This is a genomic window from Bacteroides difficilis (assembly GCF_048319815.1).
Classification (GTDB): domain Bacteria; phylum Bacteroidota; class Bacteroidia; order Bacteroidales; family Bacteroidaceae; genus Bacteroides; species Bacteroides zhangwenhongii.
The window spans coordinates 1900228-1914472 of the sequence record NZ_CP182814.1 but is presented as its reverse complement, the minus strand read 5'-3'; the positions used below and the strand labels follow the sequence as shown (position 1 = coordinate 1914472).

Sequence of the window (14245 nt, the reverse complement as noted above, 5' to 3'; positions counted from 1 at the left end):
GAAATATGAAAACAATATGTGCCATACGCGATGTATTCAGAGCTATGACCAATTTTGAGGCTAGCTTTGAGCAAGTCTACCAGATAACGCTGAACGAGGCCATGATTTTGTGCGCTCTCAAGTGTTCTTCGGAAAGAATGACGGCAACAAACCTGTCGAAGCAAACGGATTTGAGCCCTTCCCATACATCAAAAATGCTCCGGATACTGGAAGAAAAAGGACTGATCATCAGAACTTTGGGAAGCGAGGACCGGCGGCAAATGTATTTTACCCTGTCTGCTGCAGGAAGAGAACGGGTTTGTGATATGGAAATACAGAAGGTGGAAATCCCCGAATTACTGAAACCTCTGTTCAAAGACGCAGAATCTTAAACGGATCTCTGCAAATCATAAAGAGAGTTCTAAACGCGGATTAATTCACGTTAATCCGCGTTTTATTATTCATTATGCCACACTCTCTTCTTTATTACAGACACAGAAAGAAAAATGTTAATTTTCCGGCAAAATAATTCTTCGTGCGAACCTTTTTATTTCTTTGTTGTTGTTTGTAACAAAAGCCCCAAGGTACCAGGGCCTGATTTTTATATAACCTAAACATTATAAAGATATGAAGAAATTAATTCCTATTTTATTGGCGGTCTTTGCACTCGCATCCTGCGAAAAAGACCCGGACATGGGTAAGCTGGATAACAACTATCTGGTATACACTAACTACGACAAGAAAGCTGACTTCAAAGTTCCTACATTCTATCTGGCAGATCAAATTCTGGTAATCAACGACAGTAAAGAACCGGAATATCTCGAAGGAGAAGGCGCTGAACAAATTCTGGCTGCTTACACGGAAAACATGGAAGCCAGAGGCTATACAGCCGCTGATACCAAAGAAAATGCTGATCTTGGTATCCAAGTAAGCTACATCGAAAGTACTTATTATTTCACCAGCTACAATCAGCCCGAATGGTGGTGGGGCTATCCCGGCTATTGGGGACCCGGTTACTGGGGCGGAAACTGGGGTGGCGGATGGTACTATCCGTACGCTGTAACTTACAGTTATAGCACCAACTCATTCCTGACGGAAATGGTGGACTTGAATGCCGACCAAGGTGAAAAAGCCAAACTCCCTGTTATATGGACCAGCTATCTGACCGGATTTGAAACAGGTTCGAGCGCTGTCAACCGTACTCTTGCAGTGGAAGCTGTCAATCAGTCATTCACTCAGTCACCTTATCTTACTAACAAATAAACAACTACAACTGTTATGAAAACAAGAAAAAATATATACTTCAAGGTAGTAGCCTTGGCGGCTATTGCCATCGCCTTCGCCATGCCGGCTAAGGCACAGCTATCAGACAACGGATATGCTAATATCGACTGGCAGTTTAATGTTCCCCTCGGCAATCATTTTGCCGACAAGTCCAGTGGTTGGGGTATGAACTTTGAAGGCGGTTATTTCGTGACTCCCAATATCGGTTTAGGTCTTTTCCTGAACTACCATACGAACCACGAATATGTAGGCCGTGAAACCTTCCAACTGGGAGCCGGTGAGGTTACTACCGACCAGCAACACACCATGTTCCAATTGCCTTTCGGTGCTGCTGCCCGTTACCAATGGAACCGCGGTGGATCCGTACAACCATACGTCAGCGCTAAACTAGGTGCCGAGTATGCTAAAATCCGTTCTAACTTCAATATGCTCGAAGCTAGAGAAAACAGTTGGGGCTTCTACGCTTCTCCTGAAATCGGTATCAATGTATTTCCTTGGGTATACGGACCGGGACTACACTTCGCTCTCTACTACAGCTATGGTACCAACAAGGCTGATGTACTGCATTACAGTGTAGACGGACTGAACAACTTCGGTTTCCGACTGGGTGTATCATTCTAAGGCTAAACTCTATCAGAATTACGTTAATAAAAAGAATGCCTCTCTGCTTCCACGAGCAGAGGGGCATTTCCTTTTATAGCTTGCCGGAAAAGGAGTGATTACTTTTTCTTCATCGCATCATAAATCGCTTCCTGTATCCTTTCACGAATGTGCAATTGATTCAATTTACGGTTGGTCGCGTCCGGATAAACCCGGTTACTCAAAAAGACATAGACCAACTCATTCACAGGGTCCACCCAAGCACAGGTTCCGGTAAACCCGGTATGGCCATATACTTCGGCAGGTACACCGGGAGCACAGTTCCCTTTTTTCGAATCAGTCATATCCGGTTTGTCGAATCCCAAACCGCGCCGACTTATCTTTGAAACTTCCGTAGTAAACAGTTGACAGGTTTCCTTACTCAGATAACGCTGTCCGTCCAACTCCCCTCCATTCAATAACATCTGATAGATACGGGCAACCTCACGGGCTGTGGAAAAAAGTCCGGCATTCCCGCCCAATCCACCAAAGAAAGCGGAAGCCTCATCATGAACAAAGCCTTGCAAAGTCTCTTTTCGCAAGAAACGATCTTTGTTGGAAGGCACAATCTCCGATTTGGCAAAGCAGCGTAAAGGCAAATAACCCGTGCGCTCCAGCCCCATCGGCCCGTAAAATTCACGTTGCAGATAGGCTTCCATCGGCATTTCCGCCAACTGTTCCACCAGCATTCCCAACAGGATAAATCCGATGTCACTATATACATAGCGTTTCTGTCTCAATGGAGTTTCCGCTATTTTCTCTTCTATCACTTTCCTGAATGAACGGTTCAGCCATATACTATCACAGATTTGAACGGTATAATCCCCGGTCCCGACAGACGAGATATATTCTTTTTTAAACTTAAAATCCGGATTCGCCCATGTGGTCGTACCAATCCGTAACGGATGTTTCGCATCCCTACGCGCACTGAACAATCGTCCGTCGTAACTATCCTTGTCTATCACTTCCTGATAGAACGGTATCCAAGATGGCAAACCGGACTGGTGAAACAGGATTTCCTGAATAGTGATATCTTTCTTGTCTGTACGTTGCAAGAACGGCAAATAATCCGAAATCTTATCGGTAAGGCTGAAACGTCCTTTATCGTAAAGTTTCATAATAGCCAGCAGAGTTCCCGTAGTTTTGGATAAAGAGGCCAAATCGTAAATATCCGTAGATTCGACACGAGGGCTGCCCTTTCCCGCATACGTACCGAACGCTTTATCATACATGATATGCCCGTTTCTCAAAACAACTATCTGGCAACCGGGATAGGCTCCCTGCTGAATGCCGTCCAGTGCAATGGCGTCAATCTTTTTCAGAAGAACGGACGAAAGACCGTGCTCCTCCGGAATGAAATGTAAAGGCGTTCTCGGTGTAATGGTCACTCCCGCCCCTGTGGGAAACAATCCGCCTATGCTTGCCGACAACCTGCCGTCCGCCGTGGCTTTGGCATATAAGATATCAGCCACCTGCCGCTGCACGTCACTATTATGGCTATGCCCCAATATCACGGCTGATGCGCGGGACACCGCACGTTGAATCTGCAACATCATTTTGCCGGGTGTAAAAAACAGATAGATAGTCGGGCTTTTAGGAACAAACTTGGCAAAGAAAGGCTGATAAGCCCCCAATCGTTGTTCACTGACCGCTACCACAATCCGTTTATAAGCAGCCAACGAATCACGCAACTTCTGATTTTCCTGTTCAGTCTGATTGGCACGAAGACGGAAACGTACCAATGAAGTATAACGGGACATCTGACTCGCCAGCGCATTCGTCTCACCCGGTTTTCCGACTTCGAGCAATGCAATCTTCTGTTCCTTGTCCGCGTGCAACGGTAAAATATGGTTCTTATTATTCAGCACAGTAATCGCCGCCCAATTCAACCGACGGATTAAATCGCGCGTCTGAGGAGTGTTAATACGCTGTTCCAAACCGGATACTTGCACAAACGGCTTTTTCTTTAATCCCAGTGCATATTTATAAGTCAGCACCTTACGGCATTTACTCTCAATATCCTCCCGGCTCAACTCCCCTTTTTCAATGGCTTCCAATACGGCAGATATCTCCGCTTTCAGATTACGGGGAGCCAGCACCATATCATTTCCCGCTTTCAATGCTTGCAGACTGACACTTCCATTCCCCGACACCCCTTTCATGGCAAGCGCATCTGTGAATATCAGCCCTCTAAAAGCCAATTCGTCCGTCAACAAATCATACACCACATTGCGGGACAATGACGATGGGAGTCCGCCCACCGGTTCTATGATGGGCACTTGCAAATGGCCGACCATCATACCGCCCAATCCTGCCCGGATCGCTCTTTTAAAAGGATAAAGTTCCACACTGTCCAACCGCTCGCGAGTGAAAGGAAGCACAGGCAACGCCTTATGCGAATCGACATCCGTATCTCCATGACCGGGAAAATGCTTGCATACAGACAGTACTCCTCCTTCTTCCAGACCAGATGCGTAAGCGATAACCTTATCTGCCACCTGTATCGGATTTTCTCCGAAAGAACGGGTATTAATCACCGGATTCTTCGGATTGATATTCACATCCGCCACCGGAGCAAAATTAACCTGAGCCCCAATCTGTTTGCACTGGCGGGCTACTTCACGCCCATACGCATGAATCAACCGATTGTCCTGAATACAGCCCAGTACCATATTTCTCGGGAAAACAGGTGTGCCGCGCAAACGCATTGCCAGCCCCCATTCTCCATCGAAAGTAATCATAACAGGTACTTTGGCTTGCCGCTGCGCCCGATTCGTCAAGTTGACCTGGTTCTGCAGTTTTCCACCGGAAAAAAGAAGTCCGCCCACTTTATAAGTATCAACAGCTTCACGCAGCAATTCCAGATTTCGTTTGGTATCCACAGGAGCGATGGTATAGATAAATAACTGCCCGACTTTTTCTTTGAAGGAAAGCCTATCCATTACCGAGTCTACCCAATGGCGGCAGTCCTTGTTCTGGAGAGCCTTATATACCAACTGCGGTTCAACGGCAGCAGCATTTTGAGCCGAACCCGTTACCGGTCCGGCTGAAATAAGAAATAAAAACGCTAAGATTGAGGAAAGTTTCTTCATTTATGTTCCAAAGTCAAATCAAGACGGCCTACACGCACACCACTCTTCCCCGTGTGCATGACAGCCACTTCTTCTCCATCCATGTTCAAATATGTTTTCGGGCCTTTCATAAAGGTGTGCGAATGCCCGCCCAAAATCACATCGATATTACGTGTATTCGCCACCAGGCGTTCGTCCATCTGAATTCCCAAATGCGACAGACATACCACAACATCACATCCTTTCTCTTTCAGCAAAGCAGCCACTTCATTCGATACCCCGACCGGGTCCTCATAAACTACTCCTTCACATTTATTAGCCTGAATCAGTCCTTCCGGTTCCGCTCCCAGACCGAAGACACCTATTTTCAAACCATATTTCTCTAAAATAACGTATGGCTTTACAATATCCTTCAATACCGTAGCTTCCAAATTATAATTGGCACAGACTACCGGAAACTTTGCCATCTTGAAAATACGGGCCATGTTATCCACATCGAAATCAAACTCATGATTGCCGATAGTCATCGCGTCATAGCCCATTTCGTTCATCAACTTAATTTCCACTTCCCCCTGAAACATATTATAATAGGGAGTCCCCTGCGAAATATCCCCGCAATCGAACAACAATACATTGTCGTGCTCTTTGCGGAACTGTTCAAGGAAAGTAGCCCGGCGGACAAATCCTCCTTCATTATAATTGCGGTCACCTTTCTGATTGACCGGTTCAATACGACTATGCACATCGCTAGTCTGCAAAAGTATAAGTTCTTTAGTATCCTGCGCAAATAGGGAAAAGGCAAAGCTTACCGCCAGGCACAGCAGGAAAGATATCTGAATTCTTCTCATATCCAACATTTTTAGTTTCTCCTTTTTTATTTTATAGAAATACGTCCATCCAGTTTGGAGGTAATCAGCTTACCTTCGGCAGTCTGCTTCCGCACATATTCAAGAAACAGGCCGCGCAAAGTAGCGTTCTCCGGACACACACGTTTCTCCGCTTGCAGAAGAGCGTCCATCCGCCCGTTTCCATCCGCCAGATAATCGATGGTAGCTACCGTATAAGATTGGTCATCCTTCACCGGTTGTCCGCCAATGGTTACATTCAGCAGTTCGCCTTCCTTACTGATTTCCATACGAATGCCGCTCACTCCTTCTCCATGCAAGGAAGCGATAGCCTTAAAAAGACGTTTCATGTCCGTCCCCTTCATTGTCAACACACAAAGCGAATTCTCGAAAGGAAGGATTTCGAAGATTTCACCAACGGTGATATCTCCCTTCGGCAGGATATTGCGCAACCCTCCCATATTTACCAATCCCATATCGGCAGGTTTACCCAATACCCGAACCGCCGCCTGCTGCAACACACCTGCCACAAGATTGGAAAGGAGGCTTTCCGGATTCCCTTTATCCATTATCATTTCACTGGTGCCAATGACTTCATACATCATCGCATCTACTTTGTCCTTATAGGGCTTCAATATCTCAGCAGCTCTTTTGTCGGGATTCGCATCCCAGACTGAATCGATCGTAATCATACTGCCTTTTACTCCAACCACTTCGTAGTTAGCCGTGGTTTCCCGTGCCGAGCGACAGGACGTAAAGAGGAAACCTCCCGCCAACACGGCTACAATCAGATACTTCACATAAGTCTGTTTCATGTTCGCTATTTTTAGATATGCTACAAATATACGAAAACATTTGGCTATCTGACAAATAATTCGTTACTTTGCACCGCTTTCGCGCAATCGCTGTCAAGAGAAGAGATACTTGGTATGTTGCGTTGTAACGATGAAACAATTTAATAATAACAACAATGGATTTAATTAAAATTGCAGAAGAAGCATTTGCTACCGGAAAACAGCACCCGAGCTTCAAAGCAGGAGACACTGTAACAGTAGCATATCGTATTATCGAAGGTAACAAAGAACGTGTACAGTTGTATCGTGGTGTTGTTATCAAAATCGCCGGTCACGGAGACAAAAAGCGTTTTACTGTACGTAAGATGTCCGGAACTGTAGGTGTAGAAAGAATTTTCCCAATCGAATCACCGGCTATCGATAGCATCGAAGTGAACAAGGTAGGTAAAGTTCGTCGCGCTAAATTGTACTACCTGCGTGCTCTTACCGGTAAGAAAGCTAGAATCAAAGAAAAAAGAGCTAACTAATCCTAGTTACTTTTCGATTCGAAATAAAAAAGGGAACTTCCATTACAGGAAGTTCCCTTTTTTATTGTCATTTCTCCCTCTGATCTTCCACTCTGAAACATAAAGCCCCGAAAGTCATAAACTCCCGAGGCTTCATTACCTTTATTACAATAATGATATATTATTCTTTCAGATCCTTCAATTCCCAAGCCAATGCACTGGCACCCAGTACGGCGGCATCAGAATCCTTCAGTTCGGAAACGAGCAATTTCGTCTTACCTTTATAGATATTCAGGATATTCCTATCGATTGATTCCTGAATCGGTTTCATGATATAGTCACCGGACTTAGCCAGACCACCGAACAATACAATTGCTTCGGGACTGGAGAATGCGATAGCGTCCGCCAAAGCTTCACCCAAAATATTTCCGGTAAATTCGAAGATTTCCTGTGCCAGTTTATCGCCTTGAACGGCTGCGTCATATACATCCTTTGAAGTAATGTTTTCTGCAGGAATATTACGGAGCAGACTTGCATCCGTGCGGGCAGCCAAAAATTCGCGAGCAGTGCGGGCTACACCGGTAGCCGAACAATAGGTTTCCAGACAACCTTTACGGCCGCAACCACAAAGACGACCATCGCGACGAGCGATAACATGTCCCAACTCACCGGCAAAACCGTCATGACCATACACCATCTGGCCGTTGATAACGATACCGCTACCTACACCTGTACCCAGTGTAATCATGATAAAGTCTTTCATACCACGGGCAGCGCCGTATGTCATTTCACCGATAGCGGCAGCATTAGCATCGTTTGTCAGGGCTGTAGGAATGCCCAGTCTTTCTTCAAACATAGCAGCCAACGGAAGAATACCTTTCCAAGGCAAATTCGGAGCGAACTCGATAGTTCCTGTATAGTAGTTACCATTCGGAGCACCCACACCGATACCTCTGATTTTATCCACACCGCCATTGGCGATAATCAATGGAAGAAGATTTTTGCACACTTCATCTGCATATTCTTCTACCGTAGGATAACCGGATGTTTTGATAGAACTGCTTGCTATAATAGTTCCGCGTGCGTCTACAATTCCAAAGACGGTATTTGTTCCGCCTATGTCAATACCTACTACGTAGGGTTTCTCCATGTTTGAATTCATGATACTTTTATTTAAAAGGGTTAGTTAATCATTAAGTTTACTGCACACAAATTACGTAAAGAAGATTGAGTCTACAAAATGTTTTTCAAAAAAAGTTCAACCTCTTTGCAACTTTTCTTATCTCGCTACCGTCTAATAGAAGAAATTCATAAGAAAACTGAAACTAAATAAAGGAAACTGTGATACAACTGACAAATATCAATAAGACCTATAATAACGGAGCACCTCTTCATGTGCTCAAGGGTATCGACCTTCACATCGGGCAAGGTGAGTTTGTTTCCATCATGGGAGCGTCAGGGTCAGGAAAATCGACTTTACTTAACATATTAGGTATTCTTGATAATTACGATACCGGAGATTATTATCTGAACAACGTACTCATCAAAAACCTAAGCGAAACCAAAGCCTCCGAATACCGGAACCGCATGATCGGATTTATTTTCCAATCATTCAATCTGATATCGTTCAAAGACGCAGTAGAGAATGTAGCACTTCCTTTATTCTATCAGGGAGTAAGCCGTAAAAAGCGCAATGCACTTGCTTTGGAATACCTCGACCGTCTAGGGTTGAAGGACTGGGCACATCATATGCCGAACGAGATGAGCGGCGGACAGAAACAGCGTGTAGCCATCGCCCGCGCACTCATCACCCAACCGCAGATTATTCTGGCGGACGAGCCCACAGGAGCATTGGATAGCAAGACCTCCGTAGAAGTGATGCAAATACTGAAAGACCTGCACCGGACGGGGATGACCATCGTAGTCGTCACACACGAAAGCGGAGTTGCCAACCAGACCGACAAGATAATACACATTAAGGACGGTATCATCGAACGAATCGAAGATAACATTGCCCATGACGCTTCTCCTTTCGGCAAAAACGGATTCATGAAATAAAGACCAATCAGACATGATCGACATCTGGCAAGAAATATACAGCACCATTAAGCGCAACAAGCTAAGGACTTTCCTCACAGGGTTCGCTGTGGCATGGGGAATATTCATGCTTATCGTCCTCTTAGGGGCCGGCAACGGACTGATTCATGCTTTCGAAGAGGCTTCTTCAGAACGTGCACTGAACAGTATCAAGATCTATCCGGGATGGACTTCCAAGTCTTACGACGGACTCAAAGAGGGACGGAAGATCCAGCTGGACAACAAGGACTTACGGATCACCGACACTCATTTTCCAGATTATGTAATTAAGGCCGGAGCTTCCATCTGGCAAGGTACCGTCACCATCAGTTTCGGCTCGGAATATGCCAGTGTCGGGGTGGCAGGCGTCTTTCCCAATCATATAGAAATAGAAACCATAAAGCTCTTTAAAGGACGTTTCATTAATGAGACGGATATTAAAGAAAGACGGAAAGTTATCGTCCTACATAAAAAAACGGCTGAGATTCTTTTTCATAAGACGCATACCGAACCTATCGGGCAGTTTGTCAATATGGGAAATGTTGCTTATCGGGTAGTGGGACTTTGCAACGACAAAGGAGATAGCGGTGAGAAACCTGCCCTCATACCTTTCTCTACCCTGCAAACGATCTACAATAAAGGAGACAAGCTGAGCTGTCTGACCATCGCTACGAAGAATCTGGAGACGATCGAAGCGAATGAAAATTTTGAAAAAGAGTATCGGAAAGCGTTGGGAGCCAACCACCGTTTCGATCCTACCGACAACAGCGCCTTATGGATATGGAATAAGTTCACCAATTATCTGCAACAACAAAAAGGTATGACCATTCTACGTACCGGAATCTGGGTGATCGGCATTTTCACTCTTTTAAGCGGCATTGTAGGAGTGTCCAATATCATGCTGATCACCGTTAAAGAACGTACACGCGAATTCGGTATCCGCAAAGCATTAGGAGCCAGACCGAGCTCGATCCTTTGGCTGATTATTGTAGAAAGTGTAATCATCACTACTTTATTCGGCTATATAGGTATGGTGGCGGGCATCGGAGTAACCGAATGGATGAATGCCGCTTTCGGCAATCAAGTCATGGATATCGGCGGATGGACAACAACCGTCTTCCTGAATCCGACCGTCGATATAAAAATCGCCATTCAAGCTACACTTACATTAATAATCGCCGGAACGTTAGCCGGATTGTTCCCTGCCCGCAAGGCTGTCAGCATCCGTCCGATTGAAGCACTTAGAGCAGATTAAGATTATGAAAATAGACATGGATACCTGTGAGGAAATCCTCATTACCATCACAAGAAATAAAACAAGAAGCCTGCTGACCGCATTCGGCGTGTTCTGGGGAATCTTCATGCTCGTAGCCCTTATCGGAGGCGGACAAGGATTGGAAGAGATGATGAAGAAAAATTTTGAAGGATTTGCCACCAATTCCGGTTTCCTTGCCGCACAAAGAACGGGTGAGGCTTACAAAGGTTTTCGGAAAGGAAGATGGTGGGATCTGGAAGCAACAGATATCAACCGCCTCCGGTCCCAAATCAAAGAAGCGGAAGTGATTACTCCTTCCGCAGCCCGCTGGGGCTCCAAAGCCGTATACGAAGATAAAAAATACGATTGCAGTGTAAAAGGACTGTATCCGGACTATCTCCATATCGAATCACAGGAGATAGCATACGGCAGATATATCAATGATGTAGATATAAAGGAAAACCGCAAAGTGTGCGTTATCGGGAAAAGAATCTATGAGAGTCTTTTCAAGCCGGGCGAAGATCCGTGTGGCAAATACATACGTGTGGATGGAATTTATTATCAGGTCATCGGAATGTCCGCTTCCGAAGGAAACATGAGCATACAAGGACAATCTTCGGAGGCAGTCATCCTTCCTTTTACTACCATGCAGCAGACTTACAATCTGGGAGGGCAGATTGACGTGATCAGTTTCACCGTGAAACATGGAGTCAAGGTATCCGACATACACCCCCGAATGGAACAGATTATCAAAGCTGCGCATTATATCGCTCCCAACGACAAACAGGCACTTATGTTCCTGAATGCCGAAGCGATGTTTTCTATGGTCGATAATTTGTTTACCGGTATCCATATACTTATCTGGATGGTAGGATTGGGAACTTTGCTGGCGGGTGCTATCGGCGTGTCCAATATCATGATGGTCACCGTAAAAGAGCGTACCACTGAAATCGGTATCCGCCGGGCAATCGGAGCACGTCCGAAAGATATCCTGCAACAGATTCTGTCTGAAAGCATAGTGCTGACCGCCCTTGCAGGAATGTGCGGAAACTCCTTTGCCGTCATAGTGCTGCAACTAACAGAAATGGCAGCTAACTCAAATGGAGGTGATATCCGTTTCCAAGTTACCTTCGGACTGGCAGTCGGAACGTGTATCTTACTGATTGGGTTGGGTATGCTAGCCGGGCTGGCACCTGCTTACCGGGCTATGGCTATCAAACCGATTGAAGCGATCCGGGAGGAGTAGAAGTTGAGAATGGAGAGTTGAGAATTAGAAATTAAACATATATATCCAAGATGAAAAAGTATCTGAAAATCGCATTATTGGTAGTCGTTGCTATCATTTTTGTCGGAACATTTGTGTTTCTTTATCAGAAATCCAAGCCTAAAGTAATCACTTACGAAACAGTTAGACCGGAAGTGACAGACCTGCAAAAGACAACAGTAGCTACCGGAAAGGTGGAACCGAGAGACGAAATCTTAATCAAGCCGCAAATTTCGGGCATTATAGACGAAGTATATAAAGAAGCCGGACAAGCTGTGAAAAAAGGGGAAGTCATAGCCAAAGTAAAAGTAATCCCTGAACTCGGACAACTGAATTCAGCCGAAAGTCGGGTGCGCCTGGCGGAAATCAATACCACACAGGCCGAGACGGACTTCGCTCGCGTCAGGAAACTGTATGAAGACCAGTTAATCAGTCGGGAGGAATACGAGAAAAGTGAAGTAGCCCTGAAACAGGCACGCGAAGAGAAGCAGACAGCCAAAGATAATCTGGAAATCGTAAAAGAAGGAATTACCAAAAACAGTGCCTCTTTCAGCAGTACCCTGATTCGTTCCACTATCGACGGGCTGATTCTGGATATACCTGTCAAGGCTGGTAATTCGGTGATTATGAGTAACACGTTCAATGATGGAACCACGATTGCCACAGTAGCCAACATGAATGACTTGATTTTTCGCGGCAATATTGATGAAACGGAAGTCGGACGCATTCACGAACAAATGCCGATAAAGTTGACAATCGGAGCTTTACAGAATCTGACCTTCAATGCCATTCTGGAGTATATATCTCCTAAAGGAGTAGAAACGAATGGAGCCAACCAGTTCGAGATAAAAGCCGCCATCTCTGTTCCGGATTCTGTTCAGATTCGTTCCGGATATTCGGCTAATGCGGAAATCGTGTTACAAAGAGCCAATCAGGTATTGGCAGTGCCCGAAAGCACTGTTGAATTTAGTGGTGACTCTACATTTGTGTATATCATGACAGATTCAGTGCCCGAACAAAAGTTCCAGCGTACACAGGTGACTGCCGGTATGAGTGATGGAATCAAGATAGAAATCAAGAAAGGGGTAACCGTTCAGGACAAAATACGTGGTGCAGAGAAAAAAGATAAATAATTGAATCCGATGAAAATAATTCGTAAAACCATATCAGCCCTTCTGCTTGCCGGAGTCGGAATCACCTCCATCCAGGCACAGAACAACTCTTCGCAAGCATGGACGCTGCGGCAATGTATCGACTATGCCATTGAGCATAATATAGAAATCCGTCAATCGGCCAATAATGTCGAAGCAGGCAAAGTGAGTGTAAACACCACTAAATGGGCACGCCTTCCGAATTTGAGCGGTAGTGCCAGCCAAAACTGGAGTTGGGGCCGTACTGCTTCTCCGATAGACAACTCGTATAGTGACATTAACAGCGCCAATACCAGTTTCAGCTTGGGAACAAACGTACCTATATTTACCGGTTTGCAATTGTCCAACCAATATTCACTTGCCAAACTGGATTTAAAAGCTGCCATAGAAGATTTGAATAAAGCCAGAGAAGATATTGCAATCAATGTCACTTCGGCTTATTTACAGGTTTTATTCAATCAAGAATTAAGTAAGATTGCTCATAATCAGGTCGATTTAAGCAAAGACCAGTTAAAACGTATTCAAGGTCTTCAGGGAGTGGGTAAGGCATCCTCTTCTGAAGTGGCGGAAGCACAAGCCCGTGTCGCACAGGATGAAATGACTGCTGTACAATCAGACAATACGTACAAACTATCCTTACTGGATCTCACCCAACTCTTGGAATTACCCACGCCTGAAGGATTTGTACTCGAAAGCCCTAAGGAAGAATTAGAGTTCGAATCTCTCACTCCGCCGGATGACATATATACACAGGCACTTACTTACAAACCAAGCATTAAGGCTGCAGAATATCGTTTGCAAGGTAGTCTTAATAGTATTCGTATTGCCCAAAGTGCATTTTATCCACAACTCTCTTTCAGTGCCGGTCTGGGAAGTAATTATTATACGGTTAGCGGAAGATCAGAGAGCAGCTTCGGCAGTCAGATGAAAAACAATCTGAATAAATATATAGGATTTAATTTGAGCGTGCCAATCTTCAACCGTTTTGCCACAAGAAACCGGGTACGCACGGCTCGTTTACAACAAATAGATTTATCCTTGAAGTTGGATAACAGTAAAAAAGTACTCTATAAAGAAATTCAGCAAGCCTGGTACAATGCTCTGGCAGCAGAAAGTAAATACAACTCCAGTGAAGTGGCAGTAAAAGCCAACGAAGAGTCTTTCCGTCTGATGAGTGAGAAGTTCAATAACGGCAAGGCTACCTTTGTGGAATACAATGAAGCCAAACTTAATCTGACGAAAGCTCTTTCGGATAAGTTGCAGGCAAAATATAACTACCTGTTCCGGACTAAAATTCTGGATTTCTACAAAGGACAAGTCATTGAATAAAAAAGAAATAAAGTTGAGTTTAGTATAGTAGTTCCTTAAAACATATCCGTTG

13 protein-coding genes are annotated in these 14245 nt (G+C 44.9%); 9 read left to right on the top strand and 4 right to left on the bottom strand.

The annotated features are described in order from the left end of the window. Nucleotides 1–5: 5 nt before the first annotated feature. From ACNOGP_RS07095 to ACNOGP_RS07085, 3 genes are all read left to right on the top strand, one after another. A complete protein-coding gene (locus tag ACNOGP_RS07095) occupies nucleotides 6–371 on the top strand; it encodes a winged helix DNA-binding protein (RefSeq protein ID WP_418214743.1) in 366 nt (121 codons plus the stop codon). 235 nt (nucleotides 372–606) lie between these two features. Then, entirely contained in the window at nucleotides 607–1242 is a 636-nt protein-coding gene (locus ACNOGP_RS07090) for a DUF4136 domain-containing protein (protein WP_195477155.1), read from the top strand. Between the two features lie 15 nt (nucleotides 1243–1257). Beyond that, nucleotides 1258–1884, top strand: a complete 627-nt coding sequence (locus ACNOGP_RS07085) for an outer membrane beta-barrel protein (protein WP_007756808.1) — start codon at nucleotides 1258–1260, stop codon at nucleotides 1882–1884. A gap of 98 nt (nucleotides 1885–1982) precedes the next feature. On the opposite strand, the gene ACNOGP_RS07080 is transcribed toward ACNOGP_RS07085, so the two are convergent. The 3 genes from ACNOGP_RS07080 to ACNOGP_RS07070 are packed head-to-tail and all read right to left on the bottom strand — an operon-like array spanning nucleotide 1983 to nucleotide 6633. Continuing rightward, nucleotides 1983–4994 carry a glycoside hydrolase family 3 N-terminal domain-containing protein gene (locus ACNOGP_RS07080; protein WP_418214414.1) on the bottom strand — a complete coding sequence of 1004 codons (3012 nt, stop codon included), beginning with the start codon at nucleotides 4992–4994 and terminating at the stop codon, nucleotides 1983–1985. Then, nucleotides 4991–5821, bottom strand: coding sequence for a bifunctional metallophosphatase/5'-nucleotidase (locus tag ACNOGP_RS07075; RefSeq protein WP_007764175.1), 831 nt, complete (start codon nucleotides 5819–5821; stop codon nucleotides 4991–4993). The genes ACNOGP_RS07080 and ACNOGP_RS07075 overlap by 4 nt, the downstream gene beginning before the upstream one ends. Before the next feature lie 26 nt (nucleotides 5822–5847). Beyond that, complete coding sequence (locus ACNOGP_RS07070) at nucleotides 5848–6633, bottom strand: 5'-nucleotidase C-terminal domain-containing protein (RefSeq protein WP_007764172.1); 786 nt, start codon at nucleotides 6631–6633, stop codon at nucleotides 5848–5850. Between the two features lie 155 nt (nucleotides 6634–6788). Between ACNOGP_RS07070 and rplS the strand changes: the two genes are divergently transcribed. Beyond that, a complete protein-coding gene (gene rplS, locus ACNOGP_RS07065) occupies nucleotides 6789–7139 on the top strand; it encodes a 50S ribosomal protein L19 (RefSeq protein ID WP_007764170.1) in 351 nt (116 codons plus the stop codon). Between the two features lie 160 nt (nucleotides 7140–7299). Here the strand turns inward: rplS and ACNOGP_RS07060 are convergent, their stop codons facing one another. After that, entirely contained in the window at nucleotides 7300–8280 is a 981-nt protein-coding gene (locus ACNOGP_RS07060) for an ROK family protein (RefSeq protein WP_022275422.1), read from the bottom strand. A 179-nt stretch (nucleotides 8281–8459) separates the two neighbouring features. Between ACNOGP_RS07060 and ACNOGP_RS07055 the strand changes: the two genes are divergently transcribed. The 5 genes from ACNOGP_RS07055 to ACNOGP_RS07035 are packed head-to-tail and all read left to right on the top strand — an operon-like array spanning nucleotide 8460 to nucleotide 14193. Further along, on the top strand, nucleotides 8460–9176 hold the full coding sequence (locus ACNOGP_RS07055) for an ABC transporter ATP-binding protein (RefSeq protein ID WP_186968543.1): 717 nt from the start codon (nucleotides 8460–8462) through the stop codon (nucleotides 9174–9176). Between the two features lie 13 nt (nucleotides 9177–9189). Beyond that, nucleotides 9190–10449, top strand: coding sequence for an ABC transporter permease (locus ACNOGP_RS07050; RefSeq protein ID WP_418214413.1), 1260 nt, complete (start codon nucleotides 9190–9192; stop codon nucleotides 10447–10449). Nucleotides 10450–10453: 4 nt separating this feature from the next. Then, nucleotides 10454–11695 carry an ABC transporter permease gene (locus ACNOGP_RS07045; RefSeq protein ID WP_418214412.1) on the top strand — a complete coding sequence of 414 codons (1242 nt, stop codon included), beginning with the start codon at nucleotides 10454–10456 and terminating at the stop codon, nucleotides 11693–11695. 50 nt (nucleotides 11696–11745) lie between these two features. Then, on the top strand, nucleotides 11746–12846 hold the full coding sequence (locus ACNOGP_RS07040) for an efflux RND transporter periplasmic adaptor subunit (RefSeq protein WP_418214411.1): 1101 nt from the start codon (nucleotides 11746–11748) through the stop codon (nucleotides 12844–12846). 9 nt (nucleotides 12847–12855) lie between these two features. Continuing rightward, on the top strand, nucleotides 12856–14193 hold the full coding sequence (locus tag ACNOGP_RS07035; RefSeq protein ID WP_418214410.1) for a TolC family protein: 1338 nt from the start codon (nucleotides 12856–12858) through the stop codon (nucleotides 14191–14193). Nucleotides 14194–14245: the final 52 nt, after the last annotated feature.